This is a genomic window from Halomonas sp. G15 (assembly GCF_021282295.1).
In the GTDB taxonomy this organism is placed as follows: Bacteria; Pseudomonadota; Gammaproteobacteria; order Pseudomonadales; family Halomonadaceae; genus Halomonas; species Halomonas alimentaria.
The window spans coordinates 17,646-41,843 of sequence record NZ_JAJSPA010000031.1; the positions used below are offsets into that span (position 1 = coordinate 17,646).

The window sequence follows — 24,198 nt, forward strand, 5'->3', positions numbered from 1 at the left end:
GACTACTGCATGATCGGGGTCGCCTCGTCGGCCCCATCCTCGGGTGCCTCCAGGACCTGCCGGGGGGTAGCCTGCCCGCTCTCCTGCTGTCTGCCATCGGGTATCAGGCCCTCCCACAGGCGCTGCTGCAGGGCCGTCTCCTCGTGCATGCGCGCCGCCAGATCGGCCAGGCCATGCTGTTCCACCAGAGTCGGCTGCTCGGCGAGCAGCGACACGCCCAGCCCCGCACGGTGGCGGTCGATGGTGAAGCCCATCGCCTCCAGGATGGTGGGAAAGAGGTCGGTGGTAGCGGCCTGACGCTGGGTGCGTGCCCCGGCCTCGATCCCCTTCCCCAGCAGCATGAAGGTGTTGTCGCGTTCACCGGCGATCAGTTGCTCCCAGGCCGATACGCGCATCGTCAGGTGGTCGCTGGCGATCACGACCAACGTATTCTCGAGCAGCCCCTCCTCTTCCAGGCGGTCGATCAGGTCGAAGGTGAGCCAGGCCGAGCACTCCACCGAATAGAGGATATCCTCGCCGTCGAATTCGCCCTGGCGCGCCTCGCAGGCCCGGGCCGGATAGCCGCTGGGCGCGTGGCCGGTGAGGCTCAGATTGACGACTCCCCAGGGGCCCGCATCTTCGTTGTCCAGACGGCGGATCTCCTCGACGGTGAAGTCGTAGAGGCTATCGTCGAAGAGCCCCCAGTCGTTGACGTAGTCGCTGTCCTCGAGGCGTGGCTCGAGTTCGGCGCGGCCCATGACCCTGTCGAAACCGTGGTCCCGGTAGAAGATTCCCTTGCCGGCAAATTCGGTGCTGGCCCCGCCCAGGAAACTGAGCCGGTAGCCCTGTTCATCCAGCACATCGCCGAGGCAGCGAATCCCGGGCACCACGCGTCCCAGCGGCTCGAACTGGTTGTCGTGGAGAAGCCCCGCCGGCATCAGCGGGGTGCCGCACTGACTGGCGATCATGCCGGCCATGGTCCAGCCGGTGTTCTCCAACTGGCGGACGCCTTCGAAGACATGGCCGCGTCGGCCCAGGGCGTCGAGGGAGGCATAGGCATCGCCGAAGCGCTCGCGGTCGGCATAGGTGTGCTCGATGCTCTCCAGATAGAGCACCAGCAGGTTGGGTGGATCATCCGGCGCCTGCTCGATCGTGGGCGTCACGAAGCGCCTGTCCAGCCAGGCGCCATCGTCGGTGACGATGGCCGCACTGCGCTGCCCCATGCTGTAGAACAGCGGGTTGCTGGCCACCAGCACCAGCGCCAGCAGCCGGTCGGCGAGCCGCCAGCGGTGGTCGTGGCCCGCCAGCCAGGTGAAGGCGGTCAGCAGTGCCAGCATTGCCAGGGTGTAGAGAGCCGCCGCCAGCAGGCGGCCGCTGCCGCCATGGTCGGAGATGCCGGCCTGAAGGTGGAAGAAGATCGCCCCGATCTCGACGATGCCGAAGCTCTCGGCCAGATAGACGTAGACGCCCCACAGGCAGAGTGGCACCAGCGACCAGGGCCAGACCCTGACTGGTGGCCTGGGGCTCGCCGGCTCGCCCCAGCGCAGCAGCCAGCCCAGGCCGAGCCAGGCGCCGGCGATGGGCACCAGGCTCCATACTGGCAGCACCGCCACGGTGACGATGGCGTAGCCAAGGCAGAGCCCGATCACGAGCAGGGCCCACCAGCGGGGATGTTTGAGCCAATCTAGGTTTGAGTGAAGCTTCATGAATGTTTGCGATAAGGTAAGAGGGGGAGGCCATCAAAGCAGCATACTGATGGCTCTCAGGGTGTGGCCTGGGTAGTGCATAGGCCTGCATGGATTTCCAGAATACGCCATTGGCGACGGAGAAGGCGATTGCCAAGCCACGAGCCGTGTTGGCTCTGGGGTGCATTTGGGATCATCGGAGTTTTCATGTGATATCTGTCGGTAGTGGCGCAGTTCCGCCAGCGTGTGCGGAACCGTTAGTAGTAGGCACCTCGTCCAATGGGCCTGGCTTCCTTCAGCACGTAGTATTCACGTTGGTCTGCGAAGATCTAAAAAATGCATGTTAGCGGATTGGTGGAAGAATATCAGCTCCCACTTAGGAGATTCAATATAGAGTTTAATTCGTCTATCGAGTAAAATATTGAAAATATATCATTGAACGATAGACGCTTACTGACAAGTTAGTAAGTGAAAGGTAAATCAGTGCATGTAATGGTGACGCAGGGCATGGGGATGCGCCCGGGGCAACTCCACGGCGGAAGCGTGCTATTTTTCTGTACTTCGGATAATTTAATTATTAGTCAATATGTAAAAGATGTTAAAAAGCAAATAAAATAATAACTAATTGGTTCCGAAAGGTTTTGAATGGTTTGTTAAGGGAAGGGAAACCTCAAGTGTAGTATAAACCAGCGCTTATTAGTATTAAGAATAATTTATATTGGATGGATGTTAGAGGGCATACGCTCATGCAAGAAGAGTGATAAACTATATGCAATTGATTAAGCTATAAAGAGATTAATAGAGCAGAGTTTTGTTTTTTCTTAGGAAAAGGTACTTCTAAATGTTTTTCAATAAGATTCAAAAAAGAGATATTAATAAGATAAGGTCTCTCGTTGAGAGAGAGGTAGCTAAAAGGCAGTATCAGGCTGATGCGATGAGTTTAAAAAACATAACTCAGGAAGAAAGTATTGTTAAAGGAGAATTGGTGTTAAGCCTGACTACGTACTCAAAAAGAATACATGATGTTTATTTAGTTCTCGAGTCCATTGCCCAACAAACGGTTTTGCCTAATAGAGTTGTTCTATGGCTTGCAGAAGATGAGTTTGATTTAGATGATTTGCCAGTCTCAATAAAATCACGGATAAGCTTTGGGCTTGAAGTAAGGTTTTGTGAAGATATTAAGAGCTATAAGAAGATAATTCCAGCTATTGGAAACTTTCCGGAGAGCGTAATAATAACATTAGATGATGATGTGTTATATCCTAGAGATACAATCGAAATTTTACTAAAAAATCATAAAAAAAATCCTAATGCTATAATAGGGAATAGAGCGCATGAAATCACTTATAGGAAAGGTAAAATAAGACCGTATAGGAAGTGGAAAAAAGAAACTAAAAATAATAATGAAAATATATTTCTGACAGGTTGTGGGGCAATATTATATCCATCAGGTTCTCTCCATAAAGATGTTATAAAAAAAGAAATATTTACGAATATATGTCCTTATGCTGATGATGTATGGTTGTTCTTCATGGCAAAAATGAATGGCACCGAGATTATAAATGCCCAAGGAAGAGACTTTAGAGATTTCATCGAGATATCAAATAACTATTCCGTGGGTTTAAATAAGTTAAATGTAGACAGAGGGTATAACGATAAGCAAATAGCCAATGTGATTAGCTACTATGGCCTTAGTGCAGAAGGAGGTTTTGGTGTTTAATAAGTTTATTAGAGGTAATTTTTTCGAAAAGAAGTTTTTTAATTTAAGAAAGAAATCACGCTTCTTGGAGATGAGGTATAGAACTGTTCATGGAATAAGTAAAGGCTTTGAGGAAGAAGAGGTAAATGGAAATGCAAAAACTTCATTAAGAATTTTAAAAGATGCATGTTCGTCTATGCATGTGGGAAAATGTTATGATGCTAATGTTATATGGATTTATTGGGATTCTGAATTAGCTGTTGCGCCTGAAGTAGTTAGGTTAAGTTATGCTTCATGGAAAAAGTTGAATCCAGATTATGAAGTAATTTATTTAAATGATAAAAATATCGAAGGTAAGTTGGGTTTTGATTTTAATGCTATATTTGACATGTGTAATGTAAGACTGACAAAGGCTAATAAAGCGGATTTGTTAAGAGTATATTTGCTAACTAGTTTTGGAGGTATTTGGGCTGATGCGACCACATTTTGTCTAAAGTCGCTTAGTAGTTGGCTTCCAAGTATTAAGCGCCAAACAGATTTTTTTATGTTTAGGCAAGAAGTGGTAAAAAGCCGACCTCTTGAGGTTTGGTTTATTTATGCGAAAAAAAGATCGCCTGTAATTTCGGAAGCTTTTCGTCTTTATTTAGAGCATTTGATAAAAAACAGAAAGAACACAATTTATGTTTCTAACAGCAGGAAGATGATGCGTAAGCTGGGTTACGAAAAGACGCATCCAAATAGGATGTATGCAAAAGTTGTATATGACGCAGAGAGATTTGGTTTTATGCCATATTTTACCCTGTCTTACCTTTTAAATGAAAGCATGAGTATGCATCTTAGCTCCTGTGAGGAGAAGGTTTTTTTCAAGTTGCCTAATTTTTTTTGCAATAATATGGACTCGATGGATGTTTTTTTGAATTCGTATGTTTCAAAGCAGACTTACAAAGGTGAATACCAAAAGAGTGATTTATATTTAGAGCGTAAAAAATATTTAACATCTGTTTTAATAGGAAAAAATCTCCTCCATAACTTTACCTGATTACTCATGTTGATCAGCCACCATCCCGTCAGTCTCCCCTAAGACGTCACTGATGTTATGTCCAGTAGAGGAGGTATGGCACGCCATCCGATCCAGTTCCAGCCCGGCCTGTCGTTGCAGGCGTTTCTCGCGCAGTATGGCACGGAAGCGTAATGCCAGGCCGCCCTCCCTGTTCCAGCATCGCTGGACCAAGGGGTTCGTGTGCCCCGACTATGGCAGCACCACGTGCTGCCGGCTGTCGCGGGGGCTCTAGCAGTGCCATCGCGCTCCACAAACCCCACCTGTTGCGGCCTGAGTCAGACCGGTAGAGTCTCTTTTCAGGGCTCTTCGTCGTTGGGTGTGGAATTCGCCCCCTGAGCTGGGCCAGGATATGGCCTCCACGACGACAGGATGCATGGCATGGACGGCACCCAGATTCTGACCCTCGGCCTGGGCCTGCAAGCGCCCTGGATCCTCAAGGAGCAGCATCTGGATACCTCCGTATCGCCCCACCGATTGGATCTCTTCGTCGAAGCCGAACGAGGCAACCTCTATCCATGCCCTGAATGCGGCAAGGCCTGTCCGGTTCACGATTTCGCCGATAAGACCTGGCGACACCTGAACTTCTTCCATCATCACTGCTACCTGCATGCCCGCGTGCCTCGCACCTAGTGTCCCGAGCATGGCATCAAGCGCATCGAGGTGCCCTGGGCACGGTCGACGAGCAGTGACTTCACACTACTATTCGAGCAAACTGCCATGTCCTTGGTCAAGGAGATGACGGTACTGGCCGTCTCCCGGCAGCTGGAGATCTCCCTCACACGGCTATGCCGCATCGTGTACCACTACGTCGGCTGGATGCTGGGGAACTGGATACTGGATCTGAGCAATGAGGCCACCGTCGGCGTCGACAAAACCGCCTCTCGGTGCGGTCAGCGGTACGTGACGGTATTCCTCCACATGCAGCGCAAGCAGGAGCCGGTGATCTTCGCCGTCCCAGGTCACGGTAAGAATGCGGCGGTCTCGGAGACGCTGGAGCGGCACGCCGAGGCGGTGGTCAGGCGGTGGATCACGGTACTGACGAACGTACGGCTGGAAGGGATGACCGGCCTGTTCGGTCAGGCCAAAACCACGTGAAGTGACGAAGAGCCCGAGATAAGCGATAATGTCGCTGCTCTTTGGTCGCATAGATACTGAGGTGTCATTACTCAAAGTCGTCGGTGGGTGAGAATTTAATTATTAGAGTTCATTTTTCTCAGGTGTTCTTAACCCGTAGAAAAGGTACTCCTTGGGAATGTTGCTTAACGTAGGCTAGTTATAATGAATGGCTTTTTAATTTTGGGTGGTAGGCTGTATGTTGAGTAATTTTCGCCCAGCAGGCTGGGAGATTCCTAAAGTATGGTGGTATATTGGTATTGTCTCAATGGGGGTGAGTGCATTACTTCGCTTGCCGGTGCCAGAGATAGGTGAGTTCAGTGGTATCTTATTGACTTTCGTTGGGTTGGTTACGCTTTTAGTATACGGGAAAGAATTTCGGCGAAGTGCACCGCTATGGCTTTTATGGGTGGCGTTAGTTGTGCAGCTAATCACTTGGCTGTTAGGTTATTTCCACCATCCAGAATGGTTGCCAGACTATCCTAAATTGACTCGACTGGCCAAGAGTTTTGTGTTTATTGCTGTTGCATGGTGGTTGGGAGGAAGTACACGCGCCACACTTTTAATTTGGGGGCTTGCACTGGCTGGTGTTTTGATAGCCACATTGTTACCGAGTGCAATTAATGATTGGCGGCTTGGACTGCTAGGGCGTCGTGTTGATTTTAATATTCATAATGCCCAGCATATCAGCATGTTTTTGGGGGCAGGACTGATAGGTTTGCTGTCCTTCAGTCAGCTATGCTTGAAAGCAGGAAAATGGAGTTGGTTGCGTCGAGCTGGGTGGGGGGTTGGAGTTCTCCTCTGCTTGGCGGGTGTGATTTTTACACAAACCCGAGCCAGCTGGTTGGCATTGGCAATCGTGCTCCCTTTAATGGGACTGGTATGGGCTGTCTGGAAATTAAAAGCAGGACCTGAAGTAAGAATAAGCCGAGCGTTCATTGTGACGGGCCTGATTGGGACCATGCTGGGAATGGGAGTGCTGTTTACATTTCATGATACCATATCCAAACGACTGATCCATGAAAGTGGAGTTGTAACCCAGTTGCTAGAAGGTGATATCGATGATATGCCTTTAACTAGCGTTGGAGTTCGAGTGGTTTCTTGGCAAGCATCATTAAGCTGGATTGCTGAGCGCCCTGTGGTGGGCTGGGGAGACGATGCAGGCTCGCTCGTGATGCGACAAACGGAAGGGTTTCCTCCGAAATTAAAAGCATTTGGCCATTTACACAACAGCTTCCTGGAGCTGTTGGTTTCATATGGCTTGCTGGGCTTGGCGGTTTTTGTTGCTTTGGGCTGGTGGGTCGCACGTGGCACCTGGCGGGCATGGCGGAATGGCTACATGCCGGGTAATATGGCCCTGTTTGGTTATTCTTTCTTTATATTCTGGTTGGTTGTTAATAGCTTTGAGTCATTCATTTTCTACTGGACGGGCATTCATCTTTTCAGTCTCGTTATGGGCGGGCTGGTTACCCATATCTGGTTGTCTGAACAGGCGGGAAACCGTAAAGAAAATAGTTCGTGATAGTGTTGTCGCCACTGTCGCATTGTTATTAGGCTCTTCGTCGTTGGGTGTGGAGTTCTTCTCTGAGCCGGGGTGTTGGCAGTGAATTTACGAATTAGAGCGAGTGGTTAGGAATGTAGCGCCGCTGCTAACGTTAGAGAGACTACTGTGGGTAGCTGATACCGTATTGCAGCTGCCGATGATGAAGTCCACCGACTGCTTGATGGCCATGGAACTGGTCGCGTGGTTAATTTATAATTGTTAATTAAAATGATTGATGTGTGTATGATAGGTAGCGGACAAAAACCATTAGAGCGATAAGGTTTTCCCGTTGTGGATGATAAAATTTGGCAATGTAGCGGTTAGCATTGTGGATAATATCTTGGGCCTCTTTGGGATGTGATAGAAAATATTCTATTTTTTCGTCCAGGTCAGAAAAGTCATCGCTGACCTCCACGTAATGATGTCCTGGAGTAAGGGTGCCTTCCATGAACCAGGTTTCATAAATCGGTCGCTTCATGAAGCAAAGAGAGTTAGACGCCATGATCCACTTCAGATTGGTGGCGACGTCGTTTCCTTCAATGCTGAAGATGAATTTGTGCTCAAGTTGTTGCTCAATGGACATGAATGGCTTGCGATATGCGGCCGTTTCCACCTTATTGTCGGTGGCGCCGACATCGCAGAGGTCCATATCGTGGCACTGTGCTAGAAAGTGTTGCCGGTGGGGCTGATGTGCTGCTCCCCGCCAAACTAGGGTGTCCTTTTTGTTTTTGTAATGATAAGGATCTTTTGCCGTGTAGAAATGTCTTACACTGTCGAGCTTAAGTAGTACAGAATTCTGATTATTCTCGCTAATGGGCCTGCTTTTTACAAACGTGGGTTCATGGGGAACAAAAGTCTTGTCGCCAAATCGATAGTGGTATGCGCTGCTGCCTGGGAAATATCTTGCGACTTTATAAAAATCAATGTGATACGTCGATTTCTTTGCGCGTATTCTGAAATTTTCATTCCTGACAGCTTCGCTGGAAAGCTCTGTTGAAACATTAAGTTTATTGTAATACCCCACGCGCTCCATGATAGCTTCTTGTTCGGCCGAGGAGAGGGTGTCAAATTCGTCCAACAAAGGTTTGAGCTGATACCGGAAAAAACTCCTCGGGACTAAAGAGCCAAGAAGACCTGTGATGTAGAACATGAACTTGTGCGCACGGTAGGCGTTTTTTCCGCTATTCATGGGCGATGGCACCTAATCAATACGGTGTTGGGTAAGCGAGGAGTAAAGGGCCATGTAGGAGTTGGCCATGGCCTCTGGTGTGTATCCAGCCAAGTGTTCACTGGCATTATGCGCAAGCGCCTGGCGTAATGCGCTATCACGCAGTCGCACAAGCTGTTGGGCGAGAGCCTCACCGTCACCGGGCGGAAACAATAGCCCCGTTTCGCCGTGGTGGACAATATCAGGGATGCCTCCAATCTGGCTGGCTACCACAGGTACTCCGGCAAGCATGGCATCCAGCAACACTGACCCCAGCCCTTCATTGCGTGAAGGAAAAGCAAATACGTCCAGAGCCGGGAGGTAATGGCCGATATCGGGTTGGAAGCCAGCCCAGATGACGTTGTGCAATGTCGTGCTTTCCTGCTTTAGCGCAGCTTCATCCTCTCCCTTGCCGAAAAACACGAATAGCATATCGGGTTGCGAGTGCTGTAGCCGACGGGCGGCATCGAGTAGGACGCGCTGCCCCTTGTGCCGGTCCACCAGAGCACCTGCATGTCCAACCAGGAAACGCCCGGGGTAGCGTGATCGGAAAGCTTGTGCGATGTCGGGGGCCGGGGTCAAGGGAGTAAACGCGCTGGGAATCTGCACGACCTTATGTGGGCTTAGTGGCTGTACGCTCTCGGCGATGACCCGGGATAGAGCCACGCAACGGTAAGCATCCCGGTAAAACAGCCTATTGCTGAGTTTACGTTTGACTGGGGTATCCACTCGCCTGGTGATGAGGTAAGGGGTGCCCGACAGTCTGCGATGCAGCCAAGCCCAATGTACCGCCTTCGCGTCGTGCGCATGGACCAAGGTGGCTCGCTTCGCCTGCCAATGCCCAGCCAGTTGGTGGCGAGCGCTGACAAATCGCACCCCGGGCGTTGTGGCCAGCTCTGTGCGCAGGGGCGAGTCTGGCCGGCACACTAGCGTCTGGAATGATATCTCTGCCCTGTCGGCCAGCGCCTGGATCAGCAGCACCGTTTGACGCTCGCCGCCGCGAAACCCCCGGGCCAGATTGGCGTGGATGATATGCAAGGCCGCCTCATAGAAAATTTGTGGGGATAATGGCGGCTATAGTAGCATTCGCAGTCTATTCTGGCAGGACGGTTTTGCATGCTCTCTGAGCTGAGTGCCGTGATCATTACCCGCAACGCGGCGGCAACCCTGGCCCGCACCCTCGATTCGCTCGAGGCCCTGGGAGAAGTGGTAGTTTACGACAACGGGTCCACCGATGAGACTCTCGAGATTGCCCGTCGCTACGCTAACGTATCACTTCACCAAGGTGAGTTTTTTGGCTTTGGCCCGACCAAGCTCCATGCGGTATCGCTTGCCCGCAATGACTGGATTCTATCGCTGGATGCCGATGAGGCGCCTACCGTTCGCTGGCTTGAGTCGCTGGCCAGCTGGCTGCTCACCGCTGATCCCGGTCAGGTGGTCGAGGTTCTGCGTGAAAACTGGCTGCTGGGGGAGCCGGTGCGCCACTCTGGCTGGGGCAATGACTGGCTGGTACGCGTGTTCCATCGTCGCCGTCACAACTTCAATGATGCCATGGTGCACGAGTCGGTAACAGTCAATCCAGCTACGCAGGTCGTGCGCCTGGATGGATGCCTCGAACATTTGGCGGTTACCGAGCTTGGACAATTTCTGGAAAAGATTAATAATTATTCCGGCATTCGTGCACGTTCAGACAAGTTGCGAGTCTACCCTTCGGCAGTTATCGTGTTGAAAGCTGCTTTCGCTTTCTTTCGTACCTACTTCTTGCAACGTGGCTTCCTCGACGGGTGGCGCGGGTTGGTCATTTCTGTGGCAAATTCCAACGGGGTGTTCTGGAAATACATGAAACGCCGCGTTCGCGATATATGAACTATCCTTGTCCGTTTTACGCTTGTCCCTGGTTAAGTTACCCGGTTATATGCTTTGATATCAGTGTGAATTGGTGCTGGGTTGTTCGTGCCGCTGAGTCATATGTTTGGCCTCTTTTTGTTTCGGTAAGGAACTTTGGGTTCATCCATCCTGCGGGTGTTGATGCGAGGTCCACGTGAAACGAAGTCTTACCTTGGCTGGTTCCAACCATATGGTACCTGTTTTTGGCTGGCGGCCGAAGAAGGAGAAGTTGCAGCGGTACCCCTGGATCCCGTCCTCTCCCAAAGACGTGCCAGTACTCGCAACCATGAGGATAGCCTGGTGAAAATAGCCCTGGTACACATGCGTCATGCCGCCTCAGGCGGCACTGAGCGCTTCCTGAACGAACTTTCTCGATATCTGGCCGAGCGTGGTGAAGACGTTACTATTATCTGTCGCTCGCATGTGTCGCCTTCACATCCTGCAATTCGTTTTGTTCGGTTACGTCCATTCAGTATTGGCAAGGCCTTACGCATGTGGCGCTTTGCTCAAGCAGTAGAGAAGCACGTCAATTCAGCCGATTATGACCTGGTCTATGGGCTGGGCAAGACTTGGACTCATGATCTGCTGCGCATTGGCGGAGGCACTGTCCACCATCATTTGGCATCGATGTCCAAGCGTCAGCGGCGGTTGAAGGACAAGATTGCTGCGGAGATTGAAGCCCGGGCCATGGCACCCGGTGCCTACTACCATGTGGTTTCGAACTCCTGGCAAAGCGATCGTGAGATTGCCGAAGCGTATAACGTGCCTGCTGAGCAGCGCTCGGTTATCCATAACTTTGTCGATACCCATCGCTTTGACCGGAAACGTCTTGGTGACCATGCTAGCGCCCTTGCTAGGGAGTTAGGGTTGGGTGGGCAGACTCCGGTCTTTCTGTTTCTGGGTACCGGCTATCGTCGCAAGGGGCTCGGACCAACTCTTGAAGCTTTCTCCAGGCTTGATCAGGAAGCCATCTTGCTGGTTGTTGGGCGTGACTCCCGGCAGGCTCAGTATCAGGAGCTTGCCCAGCGTCTCGGCATTGCAGAAAAATGCCGATTCCTGGGTGAACAGTCTTCACCAGAACATTATTTTTCCCTCGCCGACTGTTATGTGCTACCTGCGTATTATGAGCCATTTGGCTTTACTATACTTGAGGCGCTGGCGAGCGGCACTCCGGTCATCACTACAGCGAGCTGCGGGGCTAAAGAGGTGGTAACGCCGGAGGTGGCAACAGTTATCGACCGGGCAGATAATATTGAGGCGTTGGCCTGCGCGATGAGGGCATGGGCTTGCCGTAAAGACGATGCATCGCTACGGGCGCGTTGCCGCGAGTTAGCGTTGACGCTTGATGTAGAGAAAATCATGGCCCAGAACTACCAATGTATTCTGGATGTATATGAGAAAAAGCAGGCGGTTCGATGCCGGACTTAAGGAACTGGAAAGTCATCGGTCGGGGAGATGAACGTATCTGCTATCAGCACCCGAATGATATCGGGCGCTGTATCAAGCTGAGCCGGCGAGAAAAGGCCAAGCAGACTCTTCGTGAACTGCGCTATTTCCGCTATTTGCAGCGGCGACGCGTCCCATTCACGCTCATTCCCGAGTTCTTCGGGGTGGTCGAATATGAAGATTTCATCGGTATCGAGCAGCAATTGGTACTCGATGATCAGGGTAAACTCCCACCCAATGTGGCCGATTACCTGACTACACCTCTGACGCCGGAGCAGGTCAACCACTTATGGGCAGGCCTCTGCGCACTCAAGGCCTATTTGCTGGCCTATAACGTGGTGCCTTGTGACTTGGTGATGAGCAACCTACTTGTTATCGAACGTTCCGACGCCACGACCGTCATTCTGATCGACGGACTGGGCTCCTCGGAATTTATCCCATTGTCGGACTATGTGCCCTGGCTTGGACGGCGCAAGATCCGGCGCAAGTGGGCCAGATTCATGGAGAAAACGGTCAGGCCGCGCTTTATGTCCACCCAAGAAAATCAGCTGTCATAGCCGGCTGTAATCTGTTCGGTTGTACACTCTATCGCAGCTGGAACGACAAACTTGGCTACCGAACTCCCTAGTCTCTTTAGGTTGCGTCCTTTCCAGGCGCCATCAGGGCGCAGCTGGCAGCGGTCGAGGTCGATCAACCATACCTTGCCTCCTTCATCCACCAGCAGATTGCGGGCGTTGAGGTCGACATGGTCGAGGCCGACGTCGTGGAAGCGGCGGATGGTGGCACCGACGCGTTGCAGCAGGTCGTCATCGGCTTCGCCGTTCTCCAGCAGGCTGGCCAGTGCGCGGGCACCGGGAATGCGTACGGTGATCAGGGCGGCTGAGTAGGTCAGGCCGTGACGGGTGACGTCGGCGGCCACCGGGCGGGGCACCGGCAGGCCGCGGGTATGCAGGTCTGCGGTGAGCCGCAGTTCGCGGAAGGCGCGGGTGCGCTCCAGGCCGGTCCATAGATAGCGGGCTTCACTGAGCCGCGCCACCAGGCCGCCACGGCGGTAGGGGCGCAGTACCCACTCCTCGCCGTTACCGGCATTCAGGAACAGGCTGGCGCCGCGTCCCGGGGCCTGGCCGGTGATCCTTCCCTTCGCTTGCCACCAGGCGGGGTCGAAGGTTGACGGGCCGATTTGTGGCGCCTTGCCGGCGTCACATAAACTGTCCGCATCATATAGAATATGGGACTTTCCCGCTCTCAATGTTGCCAAGCGCATGAAGCATCCTCTGCCCGCCCAACCGCGCCACATCGGCGTGCTGCGACTCTCCGCCCTGGGCGATGTCTGTAACCTGGTGCCGACGATTCGCGCCCTGCAGCGCCAGTGGCCCGAGGCACGCATCACCTGGATCGTCGGCAAGGCCGAGCACAGTTTACTGGCGGGCCTCTCCGGGGTCGAGTTCGTGGTCTATGACAAGTCCACTGGCCTCGCCGGCATGCGCGCCCTGTGGCGCGAACTGGCCGATTCCCGCTTCGATGTACTGCTGCACATGCAGCAGGCGCTGCGCGCCAGTGCGCTCTCCCTGGGGCTCAAGGCCGATGTCCGGGTGGGCTACGACAAGGCGCGCGCCAAGGATGCCCAGCACTGGTTTACCCATCGCCGGTTGGCGCCCCACCCGAACGCCCATGTGCTGGAGTCCTTCCTGGACTTCGCCCGGCTGATGGGGGTCGAGGATTTGAGCCTCGAGTGGAATTTGGCGATCCCTTCCGCCGCCCGTGACGAGGCGCGTGTCCTCACCGGTGATGCCCGCTACCTGTTGATGAGCCCGTGTGCCAATCCGCGGCTGCGCAACTTCCGCAACTGGTCCGCCGAAGGCTATGCCGCCGTGGTCCAGCACGCCTGGGAGCAGCATGGCCTGTGCACGGTGCTGACAGGGGGGGGCAGCACTCAGGAACGGGAGATGGGCGAGCGCATCCAGGCCCTGTGTCCGCCCGAGGCGGTGATCGATGCCATCGGTGGCACCTCGCTCAAGGGGCTGCTGGCGCTGATCGATGCGGCCCAGGCGGTGATCGCGCCGGACTCGGGCCCCGTGCATATGGCCAACGCCCTGAACACGCCCACCGTGGGGCTCTTCGCCACCACCAACCCCGACCGTGCCGCGCCCTATCGCTGGCGCGACTTCGTGGTCAATCGCTATCCCGAAGCGGTGCGCAGCTACCTGCACAAGGAGCCCGAGGAGATACCCTGGGGCCAGCGTGTCCGCCATCCGGATGCCATGTCACTGATCCGCGCCGACGACGTGATCGAGCGCCTCGAGGCGGCACTGCAGCACGCCATCGACCATCCTCCAGCCAAGGACGCCTGACGATGAGACTCGACCTGACCGCCCTGGAGCACTCCCACCTGCTGGTGGTGGGCGATGTCATGCTTGACCGCTACTGGCACGGCGGCACCTCGCGCATCTCCCCCGAGGCGCCGGTGCCAGTGGTGCGCGTCGAGGAGAGCGAGGATCGCCCCGGTGGTGCCGCCAACGTGGCGCTGAACATCTCCTCGCTGGGTGCCCATGCGGCGCTGTCGGGGCTGGTCGGCGACGACGATAACGCCGACCGCCTGGTAAGCCGCCTGGAGGATGCCGGAGTGAGTACTCACTTCCAGCGCAGCCCCGGCGTGCCAACCATCACCAAGCTGCGGGTGATGAGCCGCAACCAGCAGCTGATTCGTCTCGACTTCGAGGAGGGGCTCGGCGAGGCGGACACCTCCGGGCTGCTGGCGCGGGTAGAAGCCGCGCTGCCGGAGTGCGACCTGGTGATCCTCTCCGACTACGGCAAGGGCACGCTGAACCGCGTCGAGGAGCTGATCCGCCTGGTGCGTGCCAGCGGCAAGCGGGTGCTGGTGGACCCCAAGGGTAGCGACTTCTCGCGTTATCGCGGCGCCAGCGTGATCACCCCCAATCTGACGGAGTTCGAGGCGGTGATGGGACACTGCCGCGACGACGCCGAGCTGGCCGAGCGTGGTGAGGCCCTGCGCGCCGAGCTCGAGCTGGAGGCGTTGCTGATCACCCGCAGCGAGAAGGGCATGACCCTGATCCGCGAGGGGCACGAGCCGTTGCATCTGCCGACCCGTGCCCGTGAGGTCTACGACGTCACCGGCGCCGGCGATACCGTGATCGGCGTGCTGGGCCTGGCCCTGGCTGCCGGCCACGGCTTCCCCGAGGCGATGACCCTGGCCAACCTGGCCGCCGGCCTGGTGGTGGCCAAGCCGGGCACCGCGACCCTCTCCATCGCCGAGCTCTACACCGCCCTGCACGGCGACAAGCTGGCAGAGTTCGGGGTGATCGAGGAGCCGGCGCTGATCGAGGCGGTACGCGCCGCCCAGGCCCGCGGCGAGCGGATAGTGATGACCAACGGCTGCTTCGATATCCTCCACGCTGGCCATGTCGCCTACCTGGAGCAAGCGCGCCGGCTCGGCGACCGGCTGATCGTGGCGGTCAACGACGACGCCTCCATCGCCCGGCTAAAGGGCCCCAAGCGGCCCATCAACCCCCTGGCGCGGCGCATGCAGGTACTCGCCGGGCTCGGTGCCGTGGACTGGGTGGTACCCTTCGCCGAGGACACCCCGCAGCGACTGATCGAGGCGGTGCTGCCCGACGTGCTGGTCAAGGGGGGTGACTACCAACCGGAGCAGATCGCCGGCGGTCAGGCAGTGCGCGACGCCGGTGGTGAGGTTCGGGTGCTGGGCTTCGAGGATGGCGTCTCCACCACGGCGATGATCTCCACCATCCTCGACCGCGAGAGCTGATGGGCTGGCCCCGGCTCGCCTACTCCACGGCGCTGCACCTGCTCGCTCGCCTGCTCTGGCGGCGCCTGCGCCGTGAGCATGGACTCACCGACCCCAGGCCATTGCGCCTGGGGAGGATTCCCGAGACCCCTCCCGACACACACATGCTATGGCTGCACTGCGCCTCGGTGGGCGAAGTGCAGGCGGCCCGCCCGCTGATCGAGGCGCTGCTCGAGCGCTATCCCGGCCACTCGCTGACCGTGACTACCATGACCGCCACCGGCGCCGAACGCGTGCGTGCGCTGGCAGACGGGCGCCAGGATGGCCGGCTGGTCCATCACTTCGTGCCCCTGGACTTCCCCCACGCTGCGGCACGCTTCGTCGAGCGCCTGCGCCCGGAGATCGCGCTGTTCTTCGAGACCGAGCTGTGGCCCAACCTGCTCCATGCCTGCCGCACCCGCGGCGTACCGGTGGCGGTGCTCAACGGGCGCCTCTCCCCGCGAGCCCTGCGCGGCTACCGCCGGTTGCGCCCGCTGCTGCGCGAGGCCCTGGGCTGCGTCGACTGGCTGGCGGCCAAGTCCGATGAGGATGCCGCGCGCTTCGCCGAGCTCGGCATGGCGGCTGAGCGCACCAGCGTGGTGGGCTCGCTGAAGTTCGACATCGCACCGGAAGATGGCGTGCAGAAGGTAAGTGAGCGCTTGCGCACACTACTGGGGCGCCGCCAGGTATGGGTGGCGGGCTCCACCCACGAGGGCGAGGAAGCGCTGCTGCTGGCCGCCCATGGGCTGCTGCGCGAGAGCTATCCCGAGGCGCTGCTGGTGCTGGTGCCGCGCCATCCCCAGCGCTTCGAGGCGGTGGCGAGCCTGTGCGAACAGGCCGGCCAGGCACCGGCCAGGCGCTCCCGGGGAGAGAGGCCCGAGGATGGCACTGCGGTCTACCTGGCAGACACCATGGGCGAGCTGCTGGCGCTCTATGGCGCCGCCGACCTGGCCTTCGTCGGTGGCAGCCTGGTGCCGGTGGGCGGCCACAACCTGCTGGAGCCCGCCGCCCTGGGCATACCGGTGCTCACCGGGCCGGAGTTGGCCAACTTCGCCGATGTGGCCGAGGCTCTGCGCGGCGCCGATGCCCTGGTGGAAGTGGCCGACGAGAAGCGCCTCGCCGAGGCGCTGGTCGCGCTGTTTGCCGACACGGTCGAGCGGCGTCGTCTCGGTGAGGCGGGGCGCGGCGTGGTGATGGCCAACCGCGGCGCGCTTGAACGTACCCTGAAGGGCCTGGACAGGCTGCTACCGACGAAGTAAGTGCTTACTTCGATTGCAGGGCCATCAGGCCGGTGTCAGGCGCTCCACTCCCTGGGCGGTGCCGAGCAGCAGCACATCGGCGCCGCGGGCGGCGAACAGGCCGTTGGTCACCACGCCGACGATGGCGTTGAGGCGGACCTCCATGGCCAGCGGGTCGTCGATCATGAAATCGTAGCAGTCGATGATCTGGTTGCCGTTGTCGGTGACCACCCCCTCGCGGTAGACCGGGTCGGCACCCAGCTTGACCAGCTCCCGGGCCACATAGGAGCGGGCCATGGGAATCACCTCCACCGGTAGCGGGAAGGCGCCGAGGCGCTCGACCCGCTTGGAGGCGTCGGCGATGCAGATGAACGTCTCGGCACAGGCGGCCACCACCTTCTCGCGGGTCAGGGCCGCGCCACCGCCCTTGATCATATGCAAGTGAGCGTTCACTTCGTCGGCACCGTCGATGTAGAAGGGCACCGTGCCCACGGAGTTGAGCTCGAATACCTCGATGCCGTGGCCGCGTAGCCGCTCGGCGCTGGCCTCGGAGCTGGCCACGGCGCCGGCGAAGTCGTGGCGCAGCTCGGCCAGGCGGTCGATGAAGAGGTTGGCGGTGGAGCCGGTACCGATGCCGAGCACGGTGTCGCGATGCAGCTGGGGGCGAACCTCGGCGATGGCGGCCGCGGCGACGGCGTCCTTGAGCTGGTCTTGGGATAGGCCGGCCTGGGTCATGGGGCACTCTCCTTGGGTGGCGTGAATCGGCGGGATGGATGGGAATGCGCTGGGGCGCCATTATAGGCCAGCGGGGCTCGCCTGCCGATGCCGGCGGCTGGACGCCAAGGCTGCCGGAATGCTACCAATAGGGGTTGCCTCGCAGCGCAGCATGCGCGCTGCGTCCTCTCGCGTCACGCCTCTGGGATATCAGGATGCTCGAAGCTACCGTCAAGAAGATTCTCCAGGCCCGGGTCTATGAAGCCGCTCGGGAAACGCCGATCTCGCCGGCCCCCTTCCTCTCCCGTCGCTTCAACAACACCATTCTGATCAAGCGCGAGGACCTGCAGCCGGTCTACTCCTTCAAGATTCGCGGCGCCTACAACAAGATGGCCCAGCTCAGCGAGGCGCAGAAGGCCAAGGGCGTGATCGCGGCGTCCGCCGGCAACCACGCCCAGGGCCTGGCGATGGCGGCGAAGCAGATGGGCGTCAAGGCGATCATCGTGATGCCGCGCATTACCCCGGAGATCAAGGTGGCTGCGGTGCGTGCCCGGGGTGCCAAGGTGGTGCTCAAGGGCGACGCCTTCGCCGAGGCCGCTGCGCATGCCCAGACGTTGATCGAGGAGCACGGCTACACCTATATTCCGCCCTTCGATGATATCGACGTGGTGGCGGGCCAGGGCACCATCGCCGTGGAGATCCTGCGTCAGCACGGCGGCCCGCTGGACGCCATCTTCGTGCCGGTGGGCGGCGGCGGCCTGATCGCCGGCGTGGCCGCCTACGTCAAGTACCTGCGCCCGGATATCAAGGTGATCGGCGTCGAGGCCGAGGACAGCGCCTGCTTCAAGGCGGCACTGGAGGCGGGCAAGCGGGTCACCCTGGATCAGGTGGGGGTGTTCGCCGAGGGGGTCGCCGTGGCTCAGGTCGGCAAGGTGCCCTTCGATATCGCCCGGGACCTGGTCGATGAGGTCATCACCGTCAATACCGACGAGATGTGTGCGGCGGTGAAGGACATCTTCGAGGACACCCGGGCGGTCTCCGAGACTTCCGGCGCGCTCTCCCTGGCCGGCCTCAAGAAGTATATCCAGCAGACCGGTGCCGAGGGGCAGACCCTGCTGTGCATCAATTCCGGGGCCAATACCAACTTCGACCGCCTGCAGCATATCGCCGAGCGCACCGAACTCGGCGAGCAGCGCGAGGCGATCCTCGCCGTGACCATCCCCGAGCGGCCGGGGAGCTTCAAGAAGTTCTGTCGCACCATCGGCAAGCGCATGGTCACCGAGTTCAACTACCGCTACGCCGACCCCGACAACGCCCATATCTTCGTCGGGGTGCAGGTGAAACCCGGTGGCGAGGACCGCCAGGCGGTGATCGACAGGCTACGCGAGGCGGGCTATCCGGTGGAGGACCTTACCGACAACGAGCTGGCCAAGCTGCATATCCGCCACCTGGGTGGCGGTCGTCCCAAGCAGCAGTTCGACGAGGAGGTCTACCGCTTCGAGTTCCCGGAGCGTCCCGGAGCGCTGATGAACTTCCTTACCAACCTGCCCCATGACTGGAACATCTCGCTGTTCCACTACCGCAACCATGGCGCCGCCTACGGCCGTGTGCTGGTGGGCATGCAGGTGCCCAATGGCGACCGCTCCCATGTGGAGGAGTACTTCGACGCCATCGGCTACCGCTACTGGAAGGAGTCGGACAACCCCGCCTATCGGCTGTTCATGGCCTGAAGCCTCTGCGAAGGCGCGGGTAAGCGCTGACTCGCGCCGGGAGGCTTGTCACCCGGCGGTTTCACGGCATGAACGTTGAGGCTCGGCGGTTGTCTTGGCGGCAGAGTCGGCCTATAGTCTGCGGCGTTGAATTTCTCATTACCCGGAGTCGACGATGAAGCGCAAGCCCGATGTGGTCATGGCCCTGGTGCTGCTGTTCGGTGTTGGTGTCGTGGCAACCGGTTATGCCCAGGCCCTGGTAGGAAACTGAACGCGAATTGCCGACCCCTGGCTGCAAGCAACGGGCCGATGCCAACTGGCATCGGCCCGTTCTCGTTATGGGGCTGTCCCCGTCAGGGGCGCACCACCCGGGCGTCGCTGACGATGGCGTCCAGCGGCACGTCCCACGGCTCCACCGGCAGCGAGTCGACCCGTTGACAGTCATGGGCCAGGCCGACCAGTCGCGGGCGCGGCCCCGGGTGACGGGTAAAGGCCAGGGTGCGGTCGTAGAAGCCGCCACCCATGCCCATGCGCTGGCCGGCGTCGTCGAAGCCCACCAGCGGCAGCAGGATCAGGTCCAGGGCCCAGGCCGCCAGGCGCCGGGCGCGATGGGCGCCATGACGGGTCTCGGGCTCGGGGATGCCGAAGCGGTTGCGGACCATGGGCGTATCGGCATGGTAGTGCACGAACCACAGGCGATTGCGTGACAGCGGCTTGAGCACCGGCAGATGAACCCGGGCGCCACGGTGCCGGAACCAGTCGATCAGGGGGGTGGGGTCGATCTCGCCGTCGTTGGGCAGGTAGAGCGCCACGCGGCGGGCACGCTGCACTTCGGGCAGGCGGCGCAGCCTGAGGCACAGGTGTTCGCTGGCCCGTCGACGCTGTTCGGGCGTCAGGGCGCGGCGGCGGCGGCGCAGTTCGCGACGCAACTCACGACGTGAGCCATCGAAGCTCTCGAGAGAAAGGGGTGCGGCGGGTGTCGGCATGAGAAGTGTCATGTGGACGAGGTTCCCCAGAGTGCCGCTGTCGTTCTGGCCCTTGAACCCAGTGGTTCAAGGTGGGTGGCCGCAGCCGAACCGTCAGGCTTTCCGACGCACGGACATGCACACGGGTCCGGCTAGCATATGGCCCCCTGGGTACTGCGCATAGGCTCGAGGGACGATAACGACTGGCAAACACCCCAGGGAACGACTTCATCGTACCAGAGCCGGTGAGGGGCGGCCAATGGATTCCGGGGACCGGGCTCAGCGCGGCTCCGGGGTGCCGGCCAGGGCCCGGTCCAGGCGCTCGCTCAGGGCATCCAGGCTGCGCTCCCCCTCACGCTGGTTCTCCAGCGTCTCGAGCAGCTCATGGGTGATATTGAGCGCCGCCATGATGGCGATGCGCTCGCTGCCCAACAGGTTGTTCTGGGCGTGGATGCCGGTCATGGCGCGATCCAGGTAGCGGGCCGCACGCTCCAGCTTGGGCTCTTCCTCGGGGGAGCAGGCGATGACGTAGCTGCGTCCCAGCAGGGTGATCTCGGCGGTCGGCCGTGTTGCGTCGCTCATCGGGGGGCTCCGGCTCGACCCGGCAGGCCACGCGAGCCGCGCGTCCCTGGGGGCCGATGCGTTAACATCCAGTCAATACGGCATGGCCAGCCACTATAAGAGAGGCCTTCTCGAGCGGTCAACGCGCGGTGTCGATTAGCGACCCGTCCCCGCCCGGCCAGCCACCGTCTATTCGGACACCATCCATACCAGGCACCAGGAGCCCCCATGTCCCTGATCGACGAACGCCAGGACTTTTCCACCATCGCCGACCTCTTCCTGCTCCACGGCAGCATGCAGTCACCGGCCTTCCTCGACGGGCGGCTGTGTGCCCGGCTCGCCATGCACGATATCGACCCCGCCGCCTGGCTGGAGGAGGTGTGTCTGGTGCTGGGCGTCGAGCAGCCGCGTGACGAGCCCTCCGCGGAGCGCTTCCTGGCCTGGCGCCGCCAGACCCTGGATGCCCTCTCCGGAGGCGAGCTCGGTTACGAACCGCTGCTGCCCGATGAGCTCTTCTCGCTGGCCGAGCGTGCCCGCGGTCTCAAGGAGTGGACCCAGGGCTTCCTGGAGGTGATCGAGGATGCCGGCGAGGCGCCCCGGGAGGCATGGTCCACGGCACTGCGCGAGGCGCTGGAGGACCTGGAGGGGATCGCCGCCATGCCCGCCGATCTCGAGGAGAGCGCCGAGAACGAAGGCGACCTCTTCGCCCTGGCCGAGCACGCCCGCATGGCGGCCATGCTGCTCTACACCGAGCAGCATCCCGGCAAGCCCCAGGTCGAGGATGCCGAAAGCCCCACCCGCCACTGAAACACCATCATCGACAAGGAGTCCCCATGCTGCCCGAGACCCTGCCCCGCCCGGCGCCGATCGCCAATGCCGACTACCGACTGCGCCGCCAGGCGTTGATGGCCGCCCTCCCCGCCGACAGCGCCGTGCTGCTGACCGGTGCCTCCCTGGTCACCCGCTCGCGGGACAGCGAGTTCCCCTTCCGCCAGGACAGCGACTTCCACTACCTCACCGGCTTCCCCGAGCCCGATGCCCTGCTGCTGCTGCTCCCGGGGCGTGTCGAGGGCGAGAGCGTGCTGTTCTGCCAGGATCGTGACCCGACGCTGGAGGCCTGGACCGGCATCCGGTTGGGCGCCGAAGGAGCCGTCCGTGAGCACGGCGTCGACCAGGCCTTCGAGAACGCCGAGCGCGGCGAGCGCCTCGCGGCCCTGCTCGATGGTCGCCGCACGCTCTACCTGGCGCTGGACAACGAGCAGGCGCTGGCCCTGGCCGAGGAGGTACGCGCCGAGCTGGTGTCGCGGGTGCGGCGCGGGGCGCGCCCCCCCGAGGCCTTCGCCGATGTGGCACCGCTGCTCCATGAGGCGCGGCTGGTCAAGAGTCCGGCGGAGCTGGCCTTGCTGCGGCATGCCGCGGAGATCTCGGCGCGTGGTCACCTGCGCGCCATGCGTGCGTCGCGCCCCGGACTCGCGGAGTACCAGCTGCAGGCGGAGCTGGAGCATGAGTTCCGCTGGCAGGGCGGCAGCGGTCCCGCTTATGCCAGCATCGTCGGTGGCGGCGCCAATGCCTGTGTGCTGCACTACATCGAGAATCGCGCCCCACTCAACGACGGTGACCTGGTGCTGATCGATGCCGGGGCCGAGTTCGAGCTGTATGCCGGCGATATCACGCGCACCTTTCCGGTCAATGGCCATTTCAGCGATGCCCAGCGGGCGCTCTACACGGTGGTGCTGGGGGTCCAGGAGCGTGCGGTGGCCGCGGTGCGCCCCGGCACCACCCTGGCGGCGATCCACACCGAGGTGGTGCGCGGCCTGACCGAGGGCCTGATCCACCTGGGGCTGCTCGAGGGCGAGGTGCAGGCGCGCATCGATGACGAGAGCTACCGGCGCTTCTACCTGCACTCTACCTCCCACTGGCTGGGGCTGGATGTCCATGACGTGGGGCTCTATCGCCGCGATGGTGAACCCCGGCCGCTGGTCCCGGGCATGGTCCTCACCGTGGAGCCGGGGCTCTACATACCCGCCGACGACGACATACCCGAGGCCTTGCGTGGCATCGGCATCCGCATCGAGGACGATGTCGTGGTGACCGACGAGGGACACGAGGTGCTGACCGCCTCCGTTCCGAAATCGGTAGGGGCTATCGAGGCACTAATGGCTGGTAAGTGATCGCTTGATAAAGCCTGTTGTTTTCTTTATGTAACGTACATTATGAAATATTCAGCTGAGGTGGCGCCATGAGTCCCGGTACAACATCACCTGGTACAGCATCGGGCACGAAGACGGTGGATATCGCCATCGTCGGTGGCGGACTGGTGGGGGCCAGCCTGGCCTGTGTACTGGCACCGCTGATCGAGCAGCACGGGCTCTCGGTGGCGGTGATCGAGGCGTCGCCCATCCTCGACCTGGCCACCGCCCCCTGGCAGCCCAGCTTCGATGCCCGGGCCAGCGCGATCTCCCTGGGGACCGCCCTGCACTTCACCGACATGGGGGTGTGGCCGGAGATGGCCGAGGAGGCCGCCGCGATCCGCCGCATCCATGTCAGCGAGCGCGGTCACTTCGGTGCCACCCGCCTCGATGCCAGGGAGCTGAGCGTGGAGGCGCTGGGCCATGTGGTCCCCAATGCCTGGATGGGGCGTGTGTTGCACCGGCGCCTCACGGGGTTGCCGCTGGACTGGTACTGCCCGGACCGGGTCGAGACGATCGAGCCGGCCGAGGGGGGATATCGCCTGGCGCTCGACTCTGGTGCCAACCTCCAGGCCCGTCTCACGGTGCTGGCCGATGGCGGGCGCTCGGGGCTCAAGGAGCGCCTGGGCATCACCAGCGATGCCCAGCCCTATGACCAGGTGGCGCTGATCGCCAGCGTCGAGATGAGCCGCCCCCACCAGGGGGTCGCCTGGGAGCGCTTCACCCGCGAGGGGCCGATCGCCCTGTTGCCGCTGCGCGGGCAGGCCATGGAACTGGTGTGGACCCACGCCGCGGGCGAGGAAAGGCGACGCCTGTCCCTCGCGGAGGGCGACTTCCTGGCCGAGCTGCAGGCCGCCTTCGGCGATCGCGCGGGCCGCTTTCGGCGCGTGGGCAGCCGCCACGCCTACCCGCTGAGTCTGGTAACGGCGCGAGAGACGACCCGGCCGGGGCTTGCCGTGCTGGGCAATGCCGCCCATGCCCTGCACCCGGTGGCCGGCCAGGGTTTCAACCTGGCGCTGCGCGGGGTCATGGATCTGGTGGCCTCGCTGGAGGCGGGACTGGCGGCGGGACGGCCGGTCGGTGATGCCGGTGTGCTCGAGGCGTTCGATGCCCGGCGCGACGCCGACCGTCGCAACGTGATCCGCTTCAGCGACGGCCTGGTGCGGCTGTTCGGCATCGACAGCCGGCTGCTCGGCCATGCGCGAGCCGCCGGGCTGATCGGCCTCAACCTGGCCGGCCCGCTGCGACGTGACCTGGCCAGGCGCGCGATGGGGTTGGAGAGGTGAGGGCTGGAGAGATGAGTGCCGCACAGCAGAAGCATGAGGATGCGAGAGGGAGCGAAGGCATGAGGGATGAAGGCGAGGAGAGGACAACCCGCCCGGGGGAAGACCACCATGAGGT

The 24,198-nt window shown here is 59.7% G+C and carries 22 protein-coding genes, 1 other RNA gene and 1 pseudogene; 16 read left to right on the top strand and 8 right to left on the bottom strand.

Going from position 1 to position 24,198, the window contains the following annotated elements; genetic code table 11:
- Nucleotides 1–2 precede the first annotated feature (2 nt).
- Complete coding sequence (locus LWH48_RS13565; RefSeq protein ID WP_232912988.1) at nucleotides 3–1,685, bottom strand: sulfatase-like hydrolase/transferase; 1,683 nt, start codon at nucleotides 1,683–1,685, stop codon at nucleotides 3–5.
- An 820-nt stretch (nucleotides 1,686–2,505) separates the two neighbouring features.
- Here LWH48_RS13565 and LWH48_RS13570 point away from each other — a divergent pair.
- The 6 genes and pseudogenes from LWH48_RS13570 (at nucleotide 2,506) to LWH48_RS13595 (ending at nucleotide 7,058) form a co-directional block, all read left to right on the top strand.
- The gene (locus LWH48_RS13570) at nucleotides 2,506–3,384 is read left to right on the top strand and encodes a hypothetical protein (protein WP_232912989.1); all 879 of its coding nucleotides are present in this window, start codon (nucleotides 2,506–2,508) and stop codon (nucleotides 3,382–3,384) included.
- The gene (locus LWH48_RS13575) at nucleotides 3,377–4,402 is read left to right on the top strand and encodes a capsular polysaccharide synthesis protein (protein ID WP_232912990.1); all 1,026 of its coding nucleotides are present in this window, start codon (nucleotides 3,377–3,379) and stop codon (nucleotides 4,400–4,402) included. Before LWH48_RS13570 ends, LWH48_RS13575 begins: the two co-directional genes overlap by 8 nt.
- A gap of 75 nt (nucleotides 4,403–4,477) precedes the next feature.
- Nucleotides 4,478–4,652 (top strand): annotated as a pseudogene (locus LWH48_RS13580) (IS1595 family transposase); the annotation flags it as partial.
- Nucleotides 4,653–4,801: 149 nt separating this feature from the next.
- The gene (locus LWH48_RS13585) at nucleotides 4,802–5,053 is read left to right on the top strand and encodes a transposase family protein (protein WP_232912991.1); all 252 of its coding nucleotides are present in this window, start codon (nucleotides 4,802–4,804) and stop codon (nucleotides 5,051–5,053) included.
- 30 nt (nucleotides 5,054–5,083) lie between these two features.
- Nucleotides 5,084–5,518, top strand: a complete 435-nt coding sequence (locus LWH48_RS13590) for a helix-turn-helix domain-containing protein (RefSeq protein ID WP_332875631.1) — start codon at nucleotides 5,084–5,086, stop codon at nucleotides 5,516–5,518.
- A gap of 217 nt (nucleotides 5,519–5,735) precedes the next feature.
- Nucleotides 5,736–7,058, top strand: coding sequence for an O-antigen ligase family protein (locus tag LWH48_RS13595; protein ID WP_232912993.1), 1,323 nt, complete (start codon nucleotides 5,736–5,738; stop codon nucleotides 7,056–7,058).
- Nucleotides 7,059–7,302: 244 nt separating this feature from the next.
- Here LWH48_RS13595 and LWH48_RS13600 read toward each other — a convergent pair whose 3' ends face one another.
- Nucleotides 7,303–8,268: a glycosyl transferase family 90 gene (locus tag LWH48_RS13600; protein WP_232912994.1), complete on the bottom strand. Its 966-nt coding sequence runs from the start codon at nucleotides 8,266–8,268 to the stop codon at nucleotides 7,303–7,305.
- Nucleotides 8,269–8,280: 12 nt separating this feature from the next.
- The gene (locus LWH48_RS13605) at nucleotides 8,281–9,324 is read right to left on the bottom strand and encodes a glycosyltransferase family 4 protein (RefSeq protein ID WP_232912995.1); all 1,044 of its coding nucleotides are present in this window, start codon (nucleotides 9,322–9,324) and stop codon (nucleotides 8,281–8,283) included.
- Nucleotides 9,325–9,402: 78 nt separating this feature from the next.
- Between LWH48_RS13605 and LWH48_RS13610 the strand changes: the two genes are divergently transcribed.
- The 3 genes from LWH48_RS13610 to LWH48_RS13620 all read left to right on the top strand — a co-directional run bounded on the left by LWH48_RS13610 (nucleotide 9,403) and on the right by LWH48_RS13620 (nucleotide 12,176).
- Nucleotides 9,403–10,152 carry a glycosyltransferase family 2 protein gene (locus tag LWH48_RS13610; RefSeq protein ID WP_232912996.1) on the top strand — a complete coding sequence of 250 codons (750 nt, stop codon included), beginning with the start codon at nucleotides 9,403–9,405 and terminating at the stop codon, nucleotides 10,150–10,152.
- A 321-nt stretch (nucleotides 10,153–10,473) separates the two neighbouring features.
- Nucleotides 10,474–11,601 carry a glycosyltransferase family 4 protein gene (locus tag LWH48_RS13615; protein ID WP_232912997.1) on the top strand — a complete coding sequence of 376 codons (1,128 nt, stop codon included), beginning with the start codon at nucleotides 10,474–10,476 and terminating at the stop codon, nucleotides 11,599–11,601.
- On the top strand, nucleotides 11,589–12,176 hold the full coding sequence (locus tag LWH48_RS13620; protein WP_232912998.1) for a YrbL family protein: 588 nt from the start codon (nucleotides 11,589–11,591) through the stop codon (nucleotides 12,174–12,176). Before LWH48_RS13615 ends, LWH48_RS13620 begins: the two co-directional genes overlap by 13 nt.
- Here LWH48_RS13620 and LWH48_RS13625 read toward each other — a convergent pair.
- Nucleotides 12,164–12,883, bottom strand: a complete 720-nt coding sequence (locus LWH48_RS13625; RefSeq protein WP_232912999.1) for a 3-deoxy-D-manno-octulosonic acid kinase — start codon at nucleotides 12,881–12,883, stop codon at nucleotides 12,164–12,166. The genes LWH48_RS13620 and LWH48_RS13625 overlap by 13 nt on opposite strands.
- Between LWH48_RS13625 and LWH48_RS13630 the strand changes: the two genes are divergently transcribed.
- From LWH48_RS13630 to waaA, 3 genes are read left to right on the top strand one after another with little or no spacing between them, the layout of a single operon-like run.
- Nucleotides 12,882–13,970 (top strand): glycosyltransferase family 9 protein, encoded by a 1,089-nt coding sequence (locus LWH48_RS13630; protein WP_232913000.1) that lies wholly within the window; start codon nucleotides 12,882–12,884, stop codon nucleotides 13,968–13,970. The two genes, LWH48_RS13625 and LWH48_RS13630, sit on opposite strands and share 2 nt — an antisense overlap.
- A 2-nt stretch (nucleotides 13,971–13,972) precedes the next feature.
- Nucleotides 13,973–15,403: a bifunctional D-glycero-beta-D-manno-heptose-7-phosphate kinase/D-glycero-beta-D-manno-heptose 1-phosphate adenylyltransferase HldE gene (gene hldE / locus LWH48_RS13635; protein ID WP_232913001.1), complete on the top strand. Its 1,431-nt coding sequence runs from the start codon at nucleotides 13,973–13,975 to the stop codon at nucleotides 15,401–15,403.
- A complete protein-coding gene (gene waaA, locus LWH48_RS13640) occupies nucleotides 15,403–16,680 on the top strand; it encodes a lipid IV(A) 3-deoxy-D-manno-octulosonic acid transferase (RefSeq protein WP_161431749.1) in 1,278 nt (425 codons plus the stop codon). The genes hldE and waaA overlap by 1 nt, the downstream gene beginning before the upstream one ends.
- Nucleotides 16,681–16,704: 24 nt before the next feature.
- Here waaA and rpiA read toward each other — a convergent pair whose 3' ends face one another.
- The gene (rpiA, locus tag LWH48_RS13645) at nucleotides 16,705–17,394 is read right to left on the bottom strand and encodes a ribose-5-phosphate isomerase RpiA (RefSeq protein ID WP_161431748.1); all 690 of its coding nucleotides are present in this window, start codon (nucleotides 17,392–17,394) and stop codon (nucleotides 16,705–16,707) included.
- Between the two features lie 194 nt (nucleotides 17,395–17,588).
- Here rpiA and ilvA point away from each other — a divergent pair, with 194 nt between their 5' ends.
- The gene (gene ilvA, locus LWH48_RS13650) at nucleotides 17,589–19,103 is read left to right on the top strand and encodes a threonine ammonia-lyase, biosynthetic (RefSeq protein WP_232913002.1); all 1,515 of its coding nucleotides are present in this window, start codon (nucleotides 17,589–17,591) and stop codon (nucleotides 19,101–19,103) included.
- Between the two features lie 332 nt (nucleotides 19,104–19,435).
- On the opposite strand, the gene LWH48_RS13655 is transcribed toward ilvA, so the two are convergent.
- The 3 genes from LWH48_RS13655 to LWH48_RS13665 all read right to left on the bottom strand — a co-directional run bounded on the left by LWH48_RS13655 (nucleotide 19,436) and on the right by LWH48_RS13665 (nucleotide 20,629).
- Nucleotides 19,436–20,080: a 5-formyltetrahydrofolate cyclo-ligase gene (locus tag LWH48_RS13655; RefSeq protein ID WP_232913003.1), complete on the bottom strand. Its 645-nt coding sequence runs from the start codon at nucleotides 20,078–20,080 to the stop codon at nucleotides 19,436–19,438.
- 7 nt (nucleotides 20,081–20,087) lie between these two features.
- Nucleotides 20,088–20,272, bottom strand: a non-coding RNA gene (gene ssrS, locus LWH48_RS13660) — 6S RNA.
- 54 nt (nucleotides 20,273–20,326) lie between these two features.
- The gene (locus LWH48_RS13665; protein ID WP_232913004.1) at nucleotides 20,327–20,629 is read right to left on the bottom strand and encodes a cell division protein ZapA; all 303 of its coding nucleotides are present in this window, start codon (nucleotides 20,627–20,629) and stop codon (nucleotides 20,327–20,329) included.
- Between the two features lie 207 nt (nucleotides 20,630–20,836).
- Here LWH48_RS13665 and LWH48_RS13670 point away from each other — a divergent pair, with 207 nt between their 5' ends.
- The 3 genes from LWH48_RS13670 (at nucleotide 20,837) to ubiH (ending at nucleotide 24,083) form a co-directional block, all read left to right on the top strand.
- A complete protein-coding gene (locus tag LWH48_RS13670; RefSeq protein WP_232913005.1) occupies nucleotides 20,837–21,415 on the top strand; it encodes a UPF0149 family protein in 579 nt (192 codons plus the stop codon).
- Nucleotides 21,416–21,441: 26 nt separating this feature from the next.
- Nucleotides 21,442–22,779 carry a Xaa-Pro aminopeptidase gene (pepP, locus tag LWH48_RS13675; protein ID WP_232913006.1) on the top strand — a complete coding sequence of 446 codons (1,338 nt, stop codon included), beginning with the start codon at nucleotides 21,442–21,444 and terminating at the stop codon, nucleotides 22,777–22,779.
- Nucleotides 22,780–22,847: 68 nt separating this feature from the next.
- Nucleotides 22,848–24,083, top strand: coding sequence for a 2-octaprenyl-6-methoxyphenyl hydroxylase (gene ubiH / locus LWH48_RS13680; RefSeq protein WP_232913007.1), 1,236 nt, complete (start codon nucleotides 22,848–22,850; stop codon nucleotides 24,081–24,083).
- The last annotated feature ends 115 nt before the right edge of the window (nucleotides 24,084–24,198 follow it).